Below are 18,334 nucleotides of genomic sequence, written 5' to 3' on the forward strand. Positions count from 1 at the left end.
GACAACGATGGACTTCAGCGTCTACTTCTTCTCAGCCAACGACCGCAACGACTTCGGCGCCCGCTACCGGTTCATCCTGGACGTGGCCCGTTTCATCGACCGCCGGGGCTTCACCGCCATCTGGACGCCGGAGCGGCACTTCCAGGAGTTCGGGGGCAGCTTCCCCAACCCGGCCGTGCTGTCCGCGGGGCTCGCCGTGGCCACGGAGAACCTGCACATCCGGGCCGGGAGCGTGGTGGCGCCCCACCACCACCCCGTCCGTGTCGTCGAGGAGTGGTCCCTGGTCGACCAGCTCTCCCAGGGCCGGGTGGGGGTCTGCCTGGCCACCGGCTGGCACCAGGGCGACTTCGTCTTCTACCCCGACAACTACGCCACCCGACGCGAGTACACGCTCGACAACGTCGACACCATCGCCGCGCTGTGGCGGGGCGAGTCCCGGTCCTTCCCCGGCCCCGACGGCCGCGCCCTCGACGTACGGACCTACCCGCGGCCCTGCCAGCCGGAGCTGCCGATGTGGCTCGTGCACACCTCCAACCCGCAGACCTGGGTGGAGGCGGGCAAGCGCGGACTGAACGTCCTGTCCCTGCTGACCAGTTGGGAGAAGCTGGAGGAGGACGTCGTCCAGTACCGCGCCGCCCGCGAGAAGGCGGGGCACGACCCCGCGGCGGGCACGGTCACCGTGGGGATGCACACCTACGTCGGCGACGACGAACAACAGGTGTGGGACCTCGTACGCGAGCCGGTGAAGGGCTATCTGGCGTCCTTCATGACGCAGAAGCGCAACGACGACAAGGTCAGCGGCACCTCGCGCGGCACCGACGCCGCCGAGCAGGACAAGCTCGCGGAGCTGATGGCCGAGGACTACTACCGCCGCAGGTCCCTGCTGGGCACCGAGGACAAGTGCGCGGCGACGGTGGAGCGGCTGCGCGGCGTCGGGGTGGACGAGGTGGCCTGCCTGGTCGACTTCGGGCTGCCCTTCGACACCGTGACCCGGGCCCTGCCCGCCCTCGACGGCCTGCGGCGGCGCTGCGCCGGAGCCCCCGGCCGGGACCCGGCGCCCGAGCCCTCCGCCCCGGCTGCCGGGGCCACCCCGATGAGCTGGTACTACACCACCTGACCGGCGTGCGCGGCGCGGTGCCGTGGCCGGGCACCTGACAGCCGACGGCACCGCACCGCACCCGCCGCACACCTTGCGGTGCTCCGACGCAGAGAGGCACGGAATGACCTCGTCGCACCCGTCCCACACGGAGGCGGTCGCCGAACTGTACGACTCCTTCGTCGCCGCGCACGCGCGCATCTGCGCCAGCAACCTGCACGTCGGCTACTGGACGGACGAGGACGACGGCGCGAGCTTCGAGGTGGCCGCCGAGCGGCTGACCGCGCTCATGGTGGAGCGGCTCGCCCCGAGGACCGGCCAGCGCGTCCTCGACCTCGGCTGCGGCATCGGGCAGCCCGCCTTCCACCTGGCGCGCGGCCACCCGGTGGAGGTCGTCGGGGTCTCCGTCAGCCGCCGCCAGATCGAGCACGCCAGCGTCCGCGCCCGGCAGGCGGGGCTGACCGACCGGGTCCGCTTCGAACGGGCCGACGCCCAGCAACTGCCGTATCCCGACGCGTCGTTCGACGCCGCCTGGTTCCTCGAGTCGCTGATCCACATGACCGACAAGCCACGTGCCCTGCGGGAGGCCGCCCGGGTCCTCAGACCCGGGGCCCGGCTCGCCGTCGCCGACCTGTTCCACCAGCCCGGCCAGGACTGGTCCACGGTCCACCCGCTGGTGACCGCCGTACCGCTGGCCGCCTACCAGCCCATGCTGCGCGCCGCCGGGTTCGACGTCCTCGACGAGAGCGACGTCACCGCCCGGGTGCGCGTCCCGCGGCCGCTGCGGGAACGGCTGCGGGCCACGCTGGCGGAGCACCGCGCCGAGTGGGTGGCCCTCGCGGGCGAGGAGGTGGTGCGGGTCCTGCTCGACACCGACGAGGACACCTTCGACACGCCCGGCCTCGGGTACGTCCTCATCACGGCCCGCAGACGCTGAACGGCACCGTCCGGGGCGGCCGGCTCACGGCACCAGCGCGCGCAGCAGCTCCGCCGACAGGTGCGTGAGCAGCCGCTCCCGCGACGGCTGGAGGAAGAAGTGCCCGCCGGGCAGCAGCAGCGTGCCGCACCCGGCCCCCGTCACCTCCGCCCAGGCGGCCAGGGACGCCGTCGTCGTCTCGGGGTCGTCGACACCGCCGTACGCCAGCACCGGGCAGTCCAGCACGGGTCCCGGCGTGTAGCGGTAGGTCTCCAGCATCGTCGTGTCGGCGCGCAGGATCGGCAGGTACATCGCCCGCATCTGGGCGTCCTCGCGCAGCAGCGGCGGGATCGCCCCGTACCGCCGGTCCAGCACGTCGAGGTACTCGTCGTCGGGCAGCCGGTGCACGCTCCCGGCGTAGGTGCGGTGCTGGGGCGCGTTCCGGGCCGACACCGCCAGCAGGACCGGCTCGGGCAGCCCCAGCCCGCGCAGGGCGCGCACGGTCTCGAAGGCGAGGAACGCGCCCAGGCTGTGCCCGAAGAACGCGTACGGCCCGGTCAGCTCGGGCGCCAGCGCCTCCGCCAGCTCCCGGGCCGTGGCCAGCAGGTCGGTGCGCAGCGGCTCCTGGAGCCGGGCGTCCCGGCCCGGCATCCGCACCGCCCACGGTTCGATCGTCGCGGGCAGCAGCTCCGACCAGCTGTGGAAGGCCGCGGCGCCGCCACCCGCGTAGGGCACGCAGACGAGACGCACCAGCGGGGGCCGGGCGGGCGCCGCGTCCCGCATCCGCAGCGCCCAGCCCGCGGCCGGTCGCGCGGAGGTGTCGACGGTCGTCAAGGGCGTGGCCTTTCTCAGGCGGGGTCGGATTCCAGCCGGGCGGGGACCGGGGCCGGGGCCGCGAGCCCGTGGTTGCGCAGCGAGAACAGGCGGGTGTTCAGCCGCATACAGGGCTGCAGGAGGGTGTCGACGAGCACGAGGAAGCAGACGGTGCCGACGCCCACCGGGCCGCCCAGCGCCCAGCCGGCCGCGAGCAGCACCAGTTCGAGGCTGCCCTTGGCGGCCCAGAACGGCCAGCGCCAGCGGTGCGTCATCGTGATGGCGACCAGGTCCATGGCGCGGATGCCGATCCCGCTGATGATGATCAGCGCCGAGCCGTAGGTGCACAGTCCCACCCCGACGAGCATGAGCACCCCGCTGGGGACGGGCAGCAGGGAGGCGGCCTCCAGCGCCCGCAGCGCGTCGATGAGGCTGCCGCAGAGGAAGAAGGTGACGAACGGCGACACCGGCGGCCTGCGCCGGTTCCACACCGCCCACCCGGCCAGGCAGACCGCGGCGACCGAGGCCTGCACGATGCCGATGGTCAGCGGCGCGTGTTCCAGGACGCCGAGGGCGAAGACGTCGAGCGGGTCGGTGCCGAGGTCGGCGTGGATGAAGCAGGCGGCACCGCTGGAGAACAGCAGGCAACCGACCAGGTAGACCGCGTACCGTCCGCGGTGGGCGGTGAGATGGACGCGCAGCCGTGACCACGCGGGACGACGGGGCAACGGATCACCCACGAGGCGCTCCGGCGCGTTCCGGCGACGGGGGAGACAACGTCATGGAGGGTGAGCCTGCCCGACGGACCCGGCGCCCCGCCCCGGTGCCCGCCCCAGCATCGACCCCAGTCCCACCCCGCCCACCGGTCGCCGGGGCCTCGTACCCTGTCCGGCGTGCCACCTTCTCCGCTGCGCCGCGTCGCCGTCCTGGTCCTCGAAGGAGCGAAGCCGCTCGACGTCGGCATCCCCGCGCAAGTGTTCACGACCCGGGCGAGTATGCCGTACGAGGTACGGGTGTGCGGTGCCGCGCCCGGACTGGTTACCGGCGGCGACGGACTGTCGTACCACGTCGCCCACGGCCTCGGCGTGCTGGAGTGGGCCGAGACCGTCTTCATCCCCGGCTACCGGTTCCCGGACCGCGACGACCCGCCGCGGGCCGTCGTCGACGCGCTGCGCGCCGCGCACGGCCGGGGCGCGCGGCTCGCCGCCATCTCGACCGGCGCGTTCGCGCTCGCCGCGACCGGACTGCTCGACGGCAGGCGCGCCACCACCCACTGGCACTACGCGCGCGCCCTGAAGGCGCGGCACCCCCTCGTCCAGGTCGACGAGAACGTGCTCTTCGTCGACGAGGGCAGCGTGCTGACCTCCGCCGGGGCCGCCTCCGGCATCGACCTGTGCCTGCACATCCTCCGCGGCGACCTCGGCGTGGCCGCGTCCAACCACGCGGCCCGGCGCCTCGTCGCGGCGCCCTACCGCAGCGGCGGGCAGGCGCAGTTCGTGCCGCGCAGCGTGTCCGAGCCGCTGGGGGAGCGGTTCGCCGCCACCCGGGAGTGGGCGCTGCACCGGCTCGGTGAGCCCCTCAGCCTCAAGGTGCTCGCCCGGCACGCGGCGGTCTCGCCGCGCACCCTGTCGCGGCGGTTCGTCGACGACACCGGGTACACGCCGATGCAGTGGGTGATGCGCGCCCGCGTCGACGCCGCCCGCGAACTGCTGGAGCGCTCCGAGCGGAGCGTCGAGCAGATCGCCGTCGACGTGGGCCTCGGCACCGGCGCCAACCTGCGGCTGCACTTCCAGCACATCCTCGGCACCACCCCGAGCGAGTACCGGCGCACCTTCTCCCGAGGCGAGTGAAAGCACCTGGCGCGATCCTTGCGGACCCTGGCGCTCCCGCCCCGGCCACCCGCCGACGCGGCGCGCGAGGCTGGTGACGGACCAAGGGACGAACCAAGGGCCAGGAACCAAGGGCCCAGGGACGAAAGGGACTTCCCCCTCATGACCCGCATCGCCATCAACGGATTCGGCCGCATCGGACGCAACGTGCTGCGCGCTCTCCTGGAGCGCGACAGCGACCTGGAGATCGTCGCCGTCAACGACCTCACCGAGCCCGCCGCCCTCGCCCGGCTGCTCGCCTACGACACCACCGCGGGCCGCCTCGGCCGCCCGGTGACCGTCGACGGGGACACCCTCGTCGTCGACGGCCGCCGCATCAAGGTGCTCGCCGAGCGGGAACCGGCGCGGCTGCCCTGGGCCGACCTCGGCGTGGACCTCGTCCTGGAGGCGACCGGCCGCTTCACCTCCGCCAAGGCCGCCCGCGCCCACCTCGACGCGGGCGCGCGGAAGGTCCTCGTCGGCGCCCCCTCGGACGGTGCCGACGTCACCCTCGCCTACGGCGTCAACACCGACGCCTACGACGCCGCACTGCACACCGTCGTCTCCAACGCCTCCTGCACGACGAACGCCCTCGCGCCGCTGGCCGCCGTACTGGACCAGCTCGCCGGGATCGAGCACGGCTTCATGACGACCGTGCACGCCTACACCCAGGAGCAGAACCTCCAGGACGGCCCGCACCGCGACGCCCGCCGCGCCCGCGCCGCCGCCGTGAACATCGTGCCGACCACGACCGGCGCCGCCAAGGCGATCGGCCTGGTGCTGCCGAACCTCGACGGCAAGCTGTCCGGCGACTCGATCCGGGTGCCGGTCCCGGTCGGCTCCCTCGTCGAACTCAACACCACCGTCGCGCGGGACGTGACCCGCGACGAGGTGCTGGCGGCGTACCGCACCGCCGCCGAGGGCCCGCTCGCCGGGATCCTCGAGTACTCCGACGACGAGCTGGTCTCCTCCGACATCACCGGCAACCCGGCCTCGTCGATCTTCGACTCGGCGCTCACCCGGGTCGACGGCCGCCACATCAAGGTCGTCGCCTGGTACGACAACGAGTGGGGCTTCTCCCACCGGGTGATCGACACCCTGGAACTGCTCGCCCGGGGCTGACACCCCGCCCGCCCGGGTACGCCTCCCCCCACGCGCACGCGCTGAGGGGAGGGGGAGCCGGCCCGGCGACCTGGCGCCGCCGGGAGACCGGCCGTCCGGCATCCAGAGGTGTCCGGCGACGCCAGGCGGTGCGACCGCCGCGCGGCCAGGGCCGGTACGGACCCGGGTTACGCGAGGTACTGCCCGCGCTCACCGTGCTGGTCCTGGTGGTGTGCGGCGCGTTCGCCGCCCTCACGGCGGCCCGCCGCCCCCTGGGCACCGGGGCCCTGCTGGCCGCGGCGTCCCACGCCGACCGCGTGCGACGAACGGCCGCCCCGCCGACGCCCGTTGCTCCTCAGGAGGGGGCGCCGGACGGCTCGCTCGGCTCACCGTCCCGCTCGACCCGACGCGCGTGCAGCAGCAACAGACCGGCCAGATCACGCGCCTCCGCCGCGGTGAGCGCCGCCCACACCCCGGACTCCCCGCCCGGGTACCGCCCCACATCCAGGGTGACCCGGCTGATCGGCCGCTCCGCGACCGCGAGCCGCAGTCGGCGCACGGAGATCCTGCGCCCACAGGTGGTCACCAACGATGTGTCCTCACTCACGGACGGCCAGTCACGCTCTGCGGTCGCCATCGGTCTTCACGCTCCTCCGCCGGATCAGTAAACCCCCCCGACCGGGACCCACTCCACCATCCCCGGGGGCACCCCGATCAGCACCGCCCGCGCCCGGATTGTTCCCCGGGCCGAGCGGCGCCACCGCGTGCGGCGGCCGGCGCGCGTCAGAGCTGGAACTCGGCCGGGGAGATGCCCAGGGTGCCGCACACCTCCCGGATGACCGTCTCCTCGGCCTGCGAGAAGTGGCCGTCGGCGCCCGCGATCACGATGCCCATCTGGATCACCGCGCGGGCCTCGGTCGGCTTCTTCGCGGTCTTGGCGATCTCCTGCATGGCCTCCGCCCTGCCCTGCCCGAAGTCGTACGTCAGACGGTCCACGTGCTTGCCGAAGCGCTGGCGGAGCTGCTCCGGCGGGAAGTTCCGCAACACGTCGTTGCTGAGGATCAGCGACTCCATCTGCTGCCGCTCGGCCGCGTCCACCTGGCCGTCGGCCGCCGCGACCAGCGCGCACATCGCCATGCTGGCGTCCCGGTACGCACCGCTCTTCAGCTCCGTCTTGAGCGAACCGAGCTGGGTCTTCAGCGCGCTGACCAGCTGGGCGCGCGACCCACCGCCGGACGACCTCGCACCACGGCTGCCGTGTCCGCCCGGGGACTGCTGGAGAGCCCTGGCCTGGTCCTTGAGCCGGTCCCACACTGCCATTGAGGTCACCTCGGTATCGATGGAGAGCGTCTGTCTCGAACCCGCTCGCGCGCGCTCGCCCCTCCAACGACCGGCCCCCACGCAAAGGTTCCGCAAAGCGCGCACTCCCGCGCGTACCCCAGCGCCCCGCCCGTCACCGCGCCGCCCGCCTGGTTCAGTGCGCGACCGGCGCCGCCCCCAGCCCGAACAGCGACCCCACCGCCCGCGCCAGACCGCCCGCGCACTCCGAGGCGGCGTCGACGGGCACCGCCAGCCGCCGCAGCGACCCGCACAGGACGTCCTCCAGCAGCATGATCTGCCCGCCGAGCATCCGCGCCCCCGACGGCCCGTGCCGCTCCCGGTGCGCCAGCAGGGTGAGCACCTCCTGCGCCTCGGCCTGGAGGTCCTGCAGGACCTGCCACTCGCGCGCCCCCGCCCGGCCCCGGCCGCCCAGCACCTCGGGCAGCCGCTGCGCCAGCCCCGCGTGCCACAGCGACAGCGCGCCCTCCATCTCCGCGCGCAGCCCTTCGAGACAGAGCCGCACCGCCAGCGCGCCCGTCGACACCGTGACCACCGGCGCGGCCGTCCTGACCGTCGCCTGGGCGGGCCGTCCCGCGCCCAGGTAGTTGCGCAGCACGACCGGCATGACCTCCGCGTCGGCCATCGGCCCGTGCGCGTCGGGCGCCAGTAAGGCGGAGACGGGAGCGAGGCAGTGAGCGGCCTGCTCGGCAGCCGTGTGACATGCGTAGTCCGTGGGCACGATGCGTCGTTCCTTTCCAGGCAGCACGGCCTGGCTGCGGCCGGTTCTTGCCGGGTTGCACGCCGTGAACGCGCTTTCGGTTCAGCGCGGGCCCGGAAAAACGCTCAACACCCCGTGGAAGAACGGTGCCGCCCTCCGTCACAGCCGCGCCGCGGCCCGGCGCAGGGGCGTCACCGCCTCGGTGTCGTCCAGGTAGCAGAAGGCGTCGTACCGCTGGGACAGCACCGTGGGGACGTAGGCGCCGAGGTGTTCGTGGCGTGGCCGGTAGACGACGCCGATCGCGCGGTGGCCGCGCTCCTGGTGGAACCACGCGCGGGGACCGGTCGACGGCGGTCGCTGCAACTGCACGTGCGGGAAGACGAACAGGGCCCGCCGACCGGGCAGCGCGGCCCGGTGCAGCAGCTCCTCCAGGCTGCCCGCGTGAGCGGGCGGCACGTCCATGACCCGGGGTTCCTCGCCCCACTCGGTCGCCGCGAGCACGGCCCCGGCGTACGCGCCGAACCCGACCAGCACCACCCCGTCACCCGTGTGCCGCTCCCGCAGAAGCTGGCCGACGCTCACCGTGCCGGTGTCGGCCATGTCGGTGGCGCGGGCGTCACCGACATGCGTGTTGTGCGCCCACACCACCGCCTTCGCGCCGGGACCGTGGTGCTCCGCCAGCCGGTCGAGGGTGTCGGCCATGTGGTGGTCGCGGATGTTCCACGCCTCGGGGCCGCTGCCGAGCATCGCCCGGTAGTAGCGCTCGGCCCCGGCCAGCACCTCCGCGTTCTGCCGCGCCGCGAACTCGGCGAGGGAACCGTCCGGCACCGCCGTCCGTGCCGCCCGCTGCCGCATCTCCGCGAGCAGGGACAGCACCTGCGCCTCGCAGTCCGCGGGCAGGACGCTGGTGGCCAGCGCGTACGACCGCGGATCGTCGCCGTACGGCTCGAAGCAGCGGAACGCCTCCAGGGCCGGGCCCGCCCGGCCGGGATCGTGCTCGCGCAGATGCCCGAGGACGGCGTGCAGCGACTCCCAGAGGCTGTAGACGTCGAGACCGAAGAAGCCCACCCGGCTCCCGGGCGGCCGACGCCCGTTGTGGCCGCGCAGCCACCGCGCGAAGTCGGCCACCTCCGTGTTGCCCCACATCCACGTCGGCCAGCTCCGCGGATTCGCGAGCACCTCCCCGGGATCCTCGGGCGCGCCCGGCGCCGCCACCACCGAGGCGTGCACGGCCTCGCAGTCCGGCCAGTCGCCCTCCACGGCGACGAAGGAGAACCCCTTCTCCTCGATCAGGCGGCGGGTCAGCGCGTCCCGGATCCGGTAGAAGTCGGCGGTGCCGTGCGACGCCTCGCCCACCAGCACGAAGCGGGCGTCGCCGACACGTTCCATGAGCGGGTCGAGCGAGGCCGCGTCCGACAGCGGCAGGGCGTCGTCCCGGATGCGCGGCAGCTCGGAGTCGAACACGGCTCGATCCCCTTCCGTACGCCCGCACCCCGGGTTCCCCGCCGCTCTCGGAGGAAACGGCACACTACGACGACTCGCGCACCACCAGCTCCGTCGGCAGCGTCACCTGCCGTCCCGGGGGCGCGGCCTCGGTGATCTCGTCCAGCAGGATCCCGGCCATGGTCCGGCCCAGCTCCTCCACCGGCTGCCGGACCGTCGTCAGCGGCGGGTTGGTGTGCCGGGCCAGGACGGAGTCCTCGAACCCGACGACGGCGACGTCCTCCGGCACCCGCCGCCCCTGGCGGCGCAGTTCGGTCAGGGCGCTGACGGCCATCAGGTCGGACGCGGCGAAGACGGCGTCCAGGTCCGGCGCGCGTTCAAGCAGTGAACGCATCGCCCGGCGCCCACCCTCCTCCGTGAAGTCCCCGGATTCCACCAGGAGTTCGTCGGCGGCGAGCCCGGCCTCGCGGTGGGCGTCGCGCCAGCCCGCGAGGCGGCTGCGGCCCACGTCCATGTCGAGCGGCCCGGTGATGGTGGCCACCCGGCGCCTGCCGCGCCCCAGCAGGTGCCGGACGGCAGCGGCGGCGCCGCCCGCGTTGTCGGAGGTGACGTGGCTGAGCCGCTCCCGCTCGTCGCGGCGGCCCGCGAGCACCGTGGGCAGGCCCAGGTCCTCCAGGATGCCGGGCAGCCGGTCCTGGGCGTGCACCGAGACCAGCAGCACCCCGTCGACCCGGCGGGTCGCCACCGACGCGGTCAGCTGGTCGCGTTCCGCCTGGTCACGGACGAGCATCAGCTGGAGCTGGGTGCGGGTCTCGGCGAGCGCGCCGCTCACCCCGCGGATCAGGGCGGCGAAGAACGGCTCGGAGCCGAGGCGGCTCTCCGACTCCGGGAGCACCAGGGCCACCGCGTTGGTACGGCTGGTCACCAGACCCCGGGCGACGGAGTTGGGGACGTAGTCCAGCTCCTTGATCGCGGCCAGGACGCGGGCGCGGGCGTCGGCGCTGACGAGTTCCGAGCCGTTGATGACCCGGGACACGGTCGTCCGCCCCACCCCGGCGCGGGCGGCGACCGTCTTGATCGTGGGACGGCGGTTCCCCACTGCGTGCTCCTCACCCGACGCGGACCTGACCAGCGGCATTGTGGCAGACGCCGGGACGGCGACAGCACCCTGGCCGGGCTCGGGAAGCGAAGGCTCACGCCCGGTCCGTCCGGGCAATTGTTTTCAAGTTATTGACAGGGACGGTCGCTGCCATGAGTCTTCCTACAGCCGGTGGGCACGTTCCCACCCAGCGATGGGAACGTACCCATCAAGATCATGACCACTCATGACTCCGGTGTGCCAGAGCCGTCCGTTGGAGGAAGAAACATGGGCCTTGCAGACAGGTCGATCCGAACCAGAGCCGTCGCGTTCGTCGCCGCCACCGGCGCGCTCGCGCTCCTCGTCGGCTGCTCGGGCGGCGACGACTCGGTGACGGGCGGCGGCAAGAAGGACGGCAAGACCGTCATCACCATGGGCCTGTTCGGGGTGATGGGCATCAAGGAGACGGGCCTGATCGAGCAGTACGAGAAGGAGAACCCCGACGTCGACGTCCAGGTCGAGGTGGCCGGTGACGAGCAGACCTACTACACCGCCCTCCAGACGAGGCTCGCCGCGGGCAACGGCCTCAAGGACATCCAGGGCATAGAAATTGGTAGGGCCAAAGAGATCACCGACACCCAGGCCGACCGGTTCGCGGACTTCTCCGACGTGCCCGGCACCGACCACTTCCTGCCGTGGAAGCTGTCGCAGATCACCACCGGGGACGGCCGGGTCCTGGGCCTCGGCACCGACATCGGCCCGATGGCCGTCTGCTACCGCAAGGACTACTTCGAGCAGGCGGGCCTGCCCACCGACCGCGAGGAGGTGGGCAAGCTGTGGGAGGGCGACTGGGCCAAGTACGTCGAGGTCGGCCGCGACTTCAAGAAGGGCTTCAAGGGCGACAAGGTCGCCTACATGGACGCGGCCAGCGGCCTGTTCAACGCCATGGTCTACGGCCACTCCGAGCAGTACTACGACGAGCAGGGCGAGCTGATCTACGACAGGAACCCCGTCGTCAAGGAGGCGTGGAACCTCGCCGCGGACGCCGCCGAGGACGACCTGACCGCCAAGCTCCGCCAGTTCCAGCCGGGCTGGGACCCGGGCCTGGCCAACGGCACCTTCGCCACCGCCGTCTGCCCGGCGTGGATGCTCAGCCACATCAGCGAGAAGGCCGGTGACGCCAACAAGGGCAAGTGGGACGTGGCCAAGGCCCCGAAGGGCGCCAACTGGGGCGGCTCCTTCCTCGGCGTGATCGAGAAGAGCCCGGTCAAGGAGGAGGCCAAGAAGCTCGTCGCCTGGCTGACCGCGCCGGAGCAGCAGACCCACATCTTCGAGGAGATCGGCAACATCCCCTCCTCCAAGACCGCGCTGGACAGCGCCGAGGTCAAGAACGCCACCTCGGAGTACTTCGACGGCGCGCCCATCGGCCAGATCTTCGGCGCCGCCGCCCAGGAGATCCCCGACAAGCAGGTGCTGGGCCGCAAGGACGGCACGATCAAGGACACCTTCTCCCAGGGCCTGACCCTGATCGAGCAGCAGGGCACCGCGCGTGACGAGGCGTGGGAGACCACCGCGGAGCGCATCGAGAAGGCGGTCGGCTGACCCGCCGTACCCCAGGGCCCGCCCACCTCCCCGGGCGGGCCCTGGGGTAACGGCTCACCCACCCGCACTCAGGAAGGAACCGCGGTGGCCACCTCCACCACCAACGCCCGGCCGGAACAGGCCGAGCCGGGCGGCGACGGCCCCGCCCGGCGGATCGCCACGCTGCTGCACCTGGCCGACGTCAAGGGCGCCCCGTACGCGTTCATCGCGCCGTTCTTCGTCATCTTCGCCGCGTTCAGCTTCTACCCCCTCGTCTACACGTCCTGGATCTCCCTGCACCGGGTGGAACTGGCCACCCTGGACGTCATGGAGTGGGTGGCGTTCGACAACTACGTCGACCTGTGGAACGACTCCCGGTTCTGGAACGCGCTCCAGAACACGATCACCATCGGCGTCATCTCCACGGTGCCGCAACTGCTGATGGCCCTCGGCCTCGCGCACCTGCTCAACTACCGGATGCGCGGCTCGCTGTTCTTCCGCGTCGCCTCGCTGGTGCCGTACGCCACCTCGGTCGGCGCGGCGGCCCTCGTCTTCACCATGCTCTTCGAGCGCGACTTCGGCATGATCAACTGGGCGCTCGGCTCCGTCGGCCTCGACCCGGTGAACTGGGAGGCCGACAAGTGGCCCGCCCAGGTCGCGATCTCCACCATCGTCATCTGGCGCTGGACCGGCTACAACGCGCTGCTCTACCTCGCCGCCATGCAGGCCATCCCCGCCGACCGGTACGAGGCCGCCGCCATCGACGGCGCCTCCCGCTGGAAGCAGTTCACGAACGTCACCGTGCCGGGGATCCGCTCCACCATCGTCTTCACCGTCGTGCTCTCCACGATCGGCGCGACCCAGCTGTTCGGCGAGCCGCTGATCTTCGGCCAGGGCCCCAACGGGGTGACCGGCGGCGCGGACAACCAGTACCAGACGCTGGGCCTGCTGCTGTACGAGGAGGGCTGGAAGAACTACCAGATGGGCCGCTCGGCGACGGTCGCCTGGGCGATGTTCCTGCTGCTCGTCCTCGTCTTCGTGGCCCAGCGCCTGATCAAGCGCCTGCGCGCCCGCACGTCCTGACCAGGAGCCTGCCATGACCACCGAAAGCCTCCCGGTCCGGACCAACGCCCCGGCCCGGACCCCCGAGAAGAAGACCACCGGCCGCCGCATCCTCGGCCAGCGCGCCGGACGCCAGCACCACGCGGGCCCGCTCTCCTACGTCCTGCTCGCCCTCACCGCGATCCTGTCGATCTTCCCGCTGTACTGGACGATGGTGGCGGCCTCCACCGACAACACCCGGGTCAGCCAGACCCCGCCGCCGTTCCTGCCCGGGCCGAACCTGTTCAGCAACCTCGCCCGCGCCTGGGACGAGGCCGCCATGGGCAAGGCCATGGTCAACAGCCTGATCGTGGCCGGGGTCATCGCCCTGTCCACGGTGTTCTTCGCGACGCTCGCCGGGTTCGCCTTCGCCAAGCTCCGGTTCAAGGGCCGCAACATCCTGCTGATGCTGGTGATCGGCACGATGATGGTGCCGCCGCAGCTGGGCGTCGTGCCGTTGTTCATGATGATGGCCGAGCTGGGCTGGTCGCAGGAGCTGCCCGCCGTCATCTTCCCCACCCTGGTCAGCGCGGTCGGCGTGTTCTTCATGCGGCAGTACCTGTCCGAGGCGCTGCCGGACGAACTCGTCGAGGCCGCGCGGGTGGACGGCGCGCACTCGCTGCGGATCTTCTGGTCCATCGTGCTGCCGGTCGCCCGCCCCGCGATGGCGGTGCTGTTCATGATCACGTTCGTGCACGCCTGGAACGACTTCTTCTGGCCGTTCGTGGTCCTCGACATGACCAACCCGACCGTCCCCGTCGCCCTCACCCAGCTCAGCGCCGGATACATCCGGGACCAGTCCCTGATCATGGCGGGCGCCCTGCTCGGCACCCTGCCGCTGCTGGCGATGTTCATCGTCTTCGGCCGACAGATCGTCAGCGGCATCATGGCCGGCGCCGTCAAGGGCTGACACCGCCCCGTTCACCCCACCCATCTGAAAGGACAAACGTGGTCACCGCAGCACAGCAGCAGACCGCGTCCGCCCCGGACGCCTCCCGCACCTTCCCGAAGGGGTTCCTCTGGGGCACCGCGACCGCCTCGTACCAGATCGAGGGGGCCGCCGCCGAGGACGGCCGCACCCCGTCCATCTGGGACACCTACGCCCGCACCCCGGGCCGGGTCCGCAACGGCGACACCGGGGACATCGCCACCGACCACTACCACCGCTGGCGCGAGGACGTCGCCCTGCTGGCCCGGCTCGGCGTCGGCGCCTACCGCTTCTCCCTCGCCTGGCCCCGCATCCAGCCCACCGGCCGCGGCCCCGCCGTCCAGAAGGGCCTGGACTTCTACCGCCGACTCGTCGACGAACTCCTCGACCAGGGCATCCGGCCCGTCGCCACCCTCTACCACTGGGACCTCCCGCAGGAGCTGGAGGACGCGGGCGGCTGGCCGGAGCGCGCCACCGCCGAACGGTTCGCCGAGTACGCGGCCCTCGCGGCGGACGCCCTCGGCGACCGGGTGAAGAGCTGGACCACCCTCAACGAGCCCTGGTGCAGCGCCTTCCTCGGCTACGGCTCCGGTGTGCACGCCCCCGGCCGCACCGACCCGGTGGCCGCGCTGCGCGCCGCCCACCACCTCAACCTCGGCCACGGTCTCGCCGTCCAGGCACTGCGCGACCGGCTCCCCGCCGACGCCCAGTGCTCGGTCACCCTCAACGTCCACCACGTCCGCCCGCTGACCGGCAGCGACGCCGACGCCGACGCGGTCCGCCGCATCGACGCGCTGGCCAACCGGGTCTTCACCGGCCCGATGCTGCGCGGCGCCTATCCCGAGGACCTGCTGGCGGACACCGCCGGGCTGACCGACTGGTCCTTCGTGCACGACGGCGACCTGAAGACGGCCCACCAGCCGCTGGACTTCCTCGGCGTCAACTACTACTCGCCGACCCTCGTCTCCCGCGCCGACGGCTCCGGCACCCACAACTCCGACGGGCACGGCAACAGCGCGCACAGCCCCTGGCCCGGCGCCGACGAGGTCGCCTTCCACCAGCCGCCCGGCGACACCACCGCCATGGGCTGGGCCATCGACCCGTCGGGCCTGCGCGAACTGCTCGGGCGGCTGTCGTCCGACTTCCCCGAACTGCCGCTGGTCATCACCGAGAACGGCGCCGCGTTCCCCGACTACGCCGACCCCGAGGGCAACGTCAACGACCCGGACCGGATCGCCTACCTGCGCGGCCACCTGGCCGCCGTCCACCAGGCGATCAAGGACGGCGCGGACGTGCGGGGCTACTTCCTGTGGTCCCTGCTCGACAACTTCGAGTGGGCCCACGGCTACAGCAAGCGCTTCGGCGCCGTGTACGTGGACTACCCGACCGGGACCCGCATCCCCAAGGCCAGCGCCCACTGGTACGCCGAGGTGGCCCGCACCGGGGTGCTGCCGGGCGCCTGACCCGGGCGGAGCAGGTCAGTCCGACGCGCCCGGCGGTCGCACCGACCGCCGGGCGCGGAGCCGCCCTACCGGAGCCCGTCCAGCGCGGCGAGGACGTCGGCCGGTTCGGCGCGGGTGGTGTAGTCGGTGTCGGCGAACGCCCAGCGGATGGTGGAGCCGCCGTCGACGACGAAGGTCGCGGGCACGGGCAGGGTGCGGGCGTGGCCGCCGTTGACGCGGTGCAGGTCGATGCCGAACTCCTCGTAGAGGGCGGCCAGGTCGTCCGGCAGGTCGAAGGCGAGGCCGTACTGCTTGGCGGTGTCGCTGCCGAGGTCGCTCAGCACGTCGAAGGCCAGCTCGTGCTTCTCGGCGAGCGACAGGGACGCGTCGGGCGTCTGCGGGGAGACGGCGACCAGCCGGGCGCCGCGGGCGGTGATGTCGTCGTGGTGCCGCTGGAGGGAGCGCAGGGCGATGTTGCAGTACGGGCACCAGGCACCGCGGTAGAAGGTCAGCACCACCGGGCCCTCGGCCAGCAGGGCGTCCAACGCGACCGTCCGTCCGGTGGCCGAGGGCAGGGCGAAGGACGGCGCCTGGGCGCCCACGGCCAGCGCCCGGTCGGCCTGTCCGGACTCGGCCAGCTCCCGCCCCGCCCGCCGCATCACGGCACGGACGTGCTCGGGGAACTGCGCCTGGCGGCTCTCGAAGAAGGCGCGCAGCTCGGCGTTGACGCTCATGGATGGGTCCTTCCAGCGGTAGCGGAAAATCTTGGAACGACCGTTTCAAGATAGCCGCTGGAGCGTGCTCCAGGTCAACGCCCGCGGCGTTATCTTGGAACCTCCATTTCAAGTTGACGCGTTCCAGGCGGACGGGAGCGGACATGCCGGACGTCAAGCACTTCGATCCGGACGCGACCCTGGACACGGTCGTACGCCTCTTCTGGCGCCAGGGGCTGGCGGGCACCGGCGTCCAGGACATCGTCGACGCGACCGGACTCAACCGCTCCAGCCTGTACGCGACCTTCGGCGGCAAGCAGGAGCTGTACCGCGCCGCCCTGGACCGCTACGTCGCGAGCCGCTCCCGGCCCGTGCTCCAGCGGCTCGCCGAGGACGAGCGGGGGCTGCCCGCCCTGCGGGAGTTCTTCGCCGGGCTGGTCGAGACGCGCTGCTCGGGCGAGTACGCGCGCTGGGGCTGCATGGTCTCCAACGCCCACGCGGGCGCCGGGAGCGGCGACCCCGAGGTGCTCGCCCTGCTCGACCGGCAGCACGCGGTGCTCCGCGACGCCCTGCGCCAGGCGCTGCTGACGGCCCGGCGGCTGGGCCAACTGGCCGCGGTCGCCGACCCGGACGCGGGGGCGGAGATGCTCGCCCTGCTGGCGTACGGCATCAATCTGCGCTCCCGCGCGGGAGCGGACGTGGAGCAGTTGCGCGGCACCGCGATGGCGGCGATCGACACCCTGGCGGGCGCGGGAGCCTGACGCCGCGGCGGTGTCCTGGGCGGGCGGCTGCCGCCTACTTGGCCACGACCCGTCCGACCGGGTCCGCCCGCAGGGTCAGCGCGTCCCGCACCGTCTGCCAGGCGTTGTCCCCGGGCCGCAGCTGGCTGCGGAGGTAGCCCCAGGTCAGCCACTGGAGCGCGGCGACCCGGACCGGGTCCTCGTCGGTCGTCTCGGCGGCGTCGTACCCGGCGATCCCGCCGAGGCCGTGCTCCGCGCCGAAGAGGGTGAGCAGGGTCTTGGGGGCGGGCGCGAGGGCGTAGGGGTCGGTGTGCCACTCCGGGCCCAGGTCGGTGAAGTGCCGGGAGTCGTCCCTGTCCCCGGCGACGACCAGGGCGGGGGTGGTCATCGTGCTGAAGTCGGACGTCTGGAAGGCCGACACCAGGTCCGCCCGCGGCCCGTTGAGGGCGTCGCCGCCCCTGCCGGGCGCCGCGAGCAGCACGCCCGCCCTGATGCGGGATTCGAAGAGGTCCGCCACCCGCCCGTCGTCGGGGTCGGTGAGCCGGGCGCCCAGCAGGAGCCCGGCGGTGTGGCCGCCCAGGGAGTGCCCCGCGACGGCGACCCGGTCGGGGTCCAGGCGCCCGGTGAGCTGCGGCACGGCCTTCTCGACCAGGTCGAGCCGGTCGAGTATGTGCCCCATGTCCTCGGCGCGCGAACGCCAGAACAGGGGTGCCCCGGGGGCGTCGGCGAGCAGGTGGCCCAGCGTCGCGGAGTCGAGGTGGGTGGGCTGGAGGACCACGAACCCGTGCGCCGCCCAGAAGTGCGCGAGCGGCGCGTAGCCGTTCAGCGAGGAGAGGTTGTTCGAGGGGCCGTGCCCGTGTGACAGCAGGATGACGGGCAGTCCGGTGCCCGTCACCGGCGCGGAGACGCGCACCTGGAGGTCGACGGGCCGTCCCGGCACCGGCAGCGTCACCGGGCTGACGGACAGGACGGGGGTGGGGGAGTCGAAGGCGTCGGTCGGCGGTGCGGGGGCTGGTCCGGCCATGGTGCGCGGTCCTTTCTCGTGGCTCCGCACCCGCGAGCGGAAGTGGAGCGCTGTTCCGTTTGCAATACGGATCAGTGTTCCGCTTTGTCAAAGGGGCCCGGACGGCGCGCGAGTCGAGACCGGGGCATTCCGGACGGTCGGCTTACGATCCGCCCGTGCCACACACCTTCGACGAACTCGTGGAGATGCAGCGCGCCGCCGACACCGCGCACACCCAGGTCGAGCGGCTGCGCGCCCAGTACGGTTCGCCCACCGCCCACCCGTGGAGCGAACAGCAGACCACCACCTACGAGACCGCCTGGCGGGCCTGGCGCGACCTCGCCCGCGACGTCCAGGCCGCGGTCACCGAGCACGCCAAGGACCAGGGACAGTCGCGGAACTCGGTCGAGGCGGACGTGAAGAAGGCCGTACGGCATGCGGAGGAACAGGGCCCTTAGACACGTGGGAGGGGC

Annotated in this window: 19 protein-coding genes; 10 read left to right on the forward strand and 9 right to left on the reverse strand. The window is 72.8% G+C overall.

Annotated elements, in window-relative coordinates:
- Window positions 1–7 precede the first annotated feature (7 nt).
- Together ABZ659_RS15410 and ABZ659_RS15415 are read left to right on the forward strand one after the other, a co-directional pair.
- Window positions 8–1,117 carry a MupA/Atu3671 family FMN-dependent luciferase-like monooxygenase gene (locus tag ABZ659_RS15410; protein WP_360218879.1) on the forward strand — a complete coding sequence of 370 codons (1,110 nt, stop codon included), beginning with the start codon at window positions 8–10 and terminating at the stop codon, window positions 1,115–1,117.
- Window positions 1,118–1,220: 103 nt separating this feature from the next.
- The gene (locus ABZ659_RS15415) at window positions 1,221–2,033 is read left to right on the forward strand and encodes a methyltransferase domain-containing protein (protein WP_360218882.1); all 813 of its coding nucleotides are present in this window, start codon (window positions 1,221–1,223) and stop codon (window positions 2,031–2,033) included.
- 24 nt (window positions 2,034–2,057) lie between these two features.
- On the opposite strand, the gene ABZ659_RS15420 is transcribed toward ABZ659_RS15415, so the two are convergent.
- Both ABZ659_RS15420 and ABZ659_RS15425 read right to left on the reverse strand, forming a co-directional pair.
- Complete coding sequence (locus tag ABZ659_RS15420) at window positions 2,058–2,846, reverse strand: alpha/beta fold hydrolase (protein WP_360218885.1); 789 nt, start codon at window positions 2,844–2,846, stop codon at window positions 2,058–2,060.
- Between the two features lie 14 nt (window positions 2,847–2,860).
- On the reverse strand, window positions 2,861–3,565 hold the full coding sequence (locus ABZ659_RS15425) for a hypothetical protein (RefSeq protein ID WP_360218888.1): 705 nt from the start codon (window positions 3,563–3,565) through the stop codon (window positions 2,861–2,863).
- Window positions 3,566–3,718: 153 nt separating this feature from the next.
- Here ABZ659_RS15425 and ABZ659_RS15430 point away from each other — a divergent pair, with 153 nt between their 5' ends.
- Both ABZ659_RS15430 and gap read left to right on the forward strand, forming a co-directional pair.
- Window positions 3,719–4,675, forward strand: coding sequence for a helix-turn-helix domain-containing protein (locus ABZ659_RS15430; protein WP_360218891.1), 957 nt, complete (start codon window positions 3,719–3,721; stop codon window positions 4,673–4,675).
- A gap of 141 nt (window positions 4,676–4,816) precedes the next feature.
- Complete coding sequence (gene gap, locus ABZ659_RS15435; protein WP_360218894.1) at window positions 4,817–5,815, forward strand: type I glyceraldehyde-3-phosphate dehydrogenase; 999 nt, start codon at window positions 4,817–4,819, stop codon at window positions 5,813–5,815.
- Between the two features lie 334 nt (window positions 5,816–6,149).
- Here the strand turns inward: gap and ABZ659_RS15440 are convergent, their stop codons facing one another.
- The 5 genes from ABZ659_RS15440 to ABZ659_RS15460 all read right to left on the reverse strand — a co-directional run bounded on the left by ABZ659_RS15440 (window position 6,150) and on the right by ABZ659_RS15460 (window position 10,374).
- The gene (locus ABZ659_RS15440; RefSeq protein ID WP_360218897.1) at window positions 6,150–6,431 is read right to left on the reverse strand and encodes a hypothetical protein; all 282 of its coding nucleotides are present in this window, start codon (window positions 6,429–6,431) and stop codon (window positions 6,150–6,152) included.
- Between the two features lie 146 nt (window positions 6,432–6,577).
- On the reverse strand, window positions 6,578–7,114 hold the full coding sequence (locus ABZ659_RS15445) for a TerB family tellurite resistance protein (RefSeq protein WP_360218900.1): 537 nt from the start codon (window positions 7,112–7,114) through the stop codon (window positions 6,578–6,580).
- A gap of 154 nt (window positions 7,115–7,268) precedes the next feature.
- On the reverse strand, window positions 7,269–7,853 hold the full coding sequence (locus ABZ659_RS15450; RefSeq protein ID WP_360218903.1) for a hypothetical protein: 585 nt from the start codon (window positions 7,851–7,853) through the stop codon (window positions 7,269–7,271).
- Between the two features lie 138 nt (window positions 7,854–7,991).
- Window positions 7,992–9,296, reverse strand: a complete 1,305-nt coding sequence (locus ABZ659_RS15455) for an erythromycin esterase family protein (RefSeq protein ID WP_360218906.1) — start codon at window positions 9,294–9,296, stop codon at window positions 7,992–7,994.
- Window positions 9,297–9,360: 64 nt separating this feature from the next.
- A complete protein-coding gene (locus ABZ659_RS15460) occupies window positions 9,361–10,374 on the reverse strand; it encodes a LacI family DNA-binding transcriptional regulator (RefSeq protein ID WP_360218909.1) in 1,014 nt (337 codons plus the stop codon).
- A 267-nt stretch (window positions 10,375–10,641) separates the two neighbouring features.
- On the opposite strand from ABZ659_RS15460, the gene ABZ659_RS15465 reads away from it, so the two are divergent.
- The 4 genes from ABZ659_RS15465 to ABZ659_RS15480 all read left to right on the forward strand — a co-directional run bounded on the left by ABZ659_RS15465 (window position 10,642) and on the right by ABZ659_RS15480 (window position 15,426).
- Complete coding sequence (locus ABZ659_RS15465; RefSeq protein WP_360218912.1) at window positions 10,642–11,955, forward strand: ABC transporter substrate-binding protein; 1,314 nt, start codon at window positions 10,642–10,644, stop codon at window positions 11,953–11,955.
- An 84-nt stretch (window positions 11,956–12,039) separates the two neighbouring features.
- On the forward strand, window positions 12,040–13,017 hold the full coding sequence (locus ABZ659_RS15470) for a sugar ABC transporter permease (RefSeq protein ID WP_360218915.1): 978 nt from the start codon (window positions 12,040–12,042) through the stop codon (window positions 13,015–13,017).
- Window positions 13,018–13,030: 13 nt separating this feature from the next.
- Window positions 13,031–13,945 carry a carbohydrate ABC transporter permease gene (locus ABZ659_RS15475; protein ID WP_360218918.1) on the forward strand — a complete coding sequence of 305 codons (915 nt, stop codon included), beginning with the start codon at window positions 13,031–13,033 and terminating at the stop codon, window positions 13,943–13,945.
- Window positions 13,946–13,983: 38 nt separating this feature from the next.
- Window positions 13,984–15,426, forward strand: coding sequence for a GH1 family beta-glucosidase (locus tag ABZ659_RS15480; protein WP_360218921.1), 1,443 nt, complete (start codon window positions 13,984–13,986; stop codon window positions 15,424–15,426).
- A 65-nt stretch (window positions 15,427–15,491) separates the two neighbouring features.
- Here ABZ659_RS15480 and ABZ659_RS15485 read toward each other — a convergent pair whose 3' ends face one another.
- Entirely contained in the window at window positions 15,492–16,139 is a 648-nt protein-coding gene (locus ABZ659_RS15485; RefSeq protein ID WP_360218924.1) for a peroxiredoxin-like family protein, read from the reverse strand.
- Between the two features lie 143 nt (window positions 16,140–16,282).
- On the opposite strand from ABZ659_RS15485, the gene ABZ659_RS15490 reads away from it, so the two are divergent.
- Entirely contained in the window at window positions 16,283–16,879 is a 597-nt protein-coding gene (locus ABZ659_RS15490) for a TetR/AcrR family transcriptional regulator (RefSeq protein WP_360218927.1), read from the forward strand.
- Window positions 16,880–16,913: 34 nt separating this feature from the next.
- Here ABZ659_RS15490 and ABZ659_RS15495 read toward each other — a convergent pair whose 3' ends face one another.
- Window positions 16,914–17,882, reverse strand: coding sequence for a chlorophyllase (locus tag ABZ659_RS15495; RefSeq protein WP_360218930.1), 969 nt, complete (start codon window positions 17,880–17,882; stop codon window positions 16,914–16,916).
- 155 nt (window positions 17,883–18,037) lie between these two features.
- Here ABZ659_RS15495 and ABZ659_RS15500 point away from each other — a divergent pair, with 155 nt between their 5' ends.
- A complete protein-coding gene (locus ABZ659_RS15500) occupies window positions 18,038–18,319 on the forward strand; it encodes a hypothetical protein (RefSeq protein ID WP_360218933.1) in 282 nt (93 codons plus the stop codon).
- Window positions 18,320–18,334 lie beyond the last annotated feature (15 nt).

The sequence above is a fragment of the Streptomyces sp. NPDC006997 genome (assembly GCF_040635175.1).
GTDB lineage: Bacteria > Actinomycetota > Actinomycetes > Streptomycetales > Streptomycetaceae > Streptomyces.

Coding starts and splice junctions, on each gene's coding strand:
- ABZ659_RS15410 (WP_360218879.1), top strand. CDS start 8: ATGGACTTCAGCGTCTACTTCTTCTCAGCCAACGACCGCAACGACTTC.
- ABZ659_RS15415 (WP_360218882.1), top strand. CDS start 1,221: ATGACCTCGTCGCACCCGTCCCACACGGAGGCGGTCGCCGAACTGTAC.
- gap (WP_360218894.1), top strand. CDS start 4,817: ATGACCCGCATCGCCATCAACGGATTCGGCCGCATCGGACGCAACGTG.
- ABZ659_RS15440 (WP_360218897.1), bottom strand. CDS start 6,431: ATGGCGACCGCAGAGCGTGACTGGCCGTCCGTGAGTGAGGACACATCG.
- ABZ659_RS15445 (WP_360218900.1), bottom strand. CDS start 7,114: ATGGCAGTGTGGGACCGGCTCAAGGACCAGGCCAGGGCTCTCCAGCAG.
- ABZ659_RS15465 (WP_360218912.1), top strand. CDS start 10,642: ATGGGCCTTGCAGACAGGTCGATCCGAACCAGAGCCGTCGCGTTCGTC.
- ABZ659_RS15475 (WP_360218918.1), top strand. CDS start 13,031: ATGACCACCGAAAGCCTCCCGGTCCGGACCAACGCCCCGGCCCGGACC.
- ABZ659_RS15485 (WP_360218924.1), bottom strand. CDS start 16,139: ATGAGCGTCAACGCCGAGCTGCGCGCCTTCTTCGAGAGCCGCCAGGCG.
- ABZ659_RS15490 (WP_360218927.1), top strand. CDS start 16,283: ATGCCGGACGTCAAGCACTTCGATCCGGACGCGACCCTGGACACGGTC.
- ABZ659_RS15495 (WP_360218930.1), bottom strand. CDS start 17,882: ATGGCCGGACCAGCCCCCGCACCGCCGACCGACGCCTTCGACTCCCCC.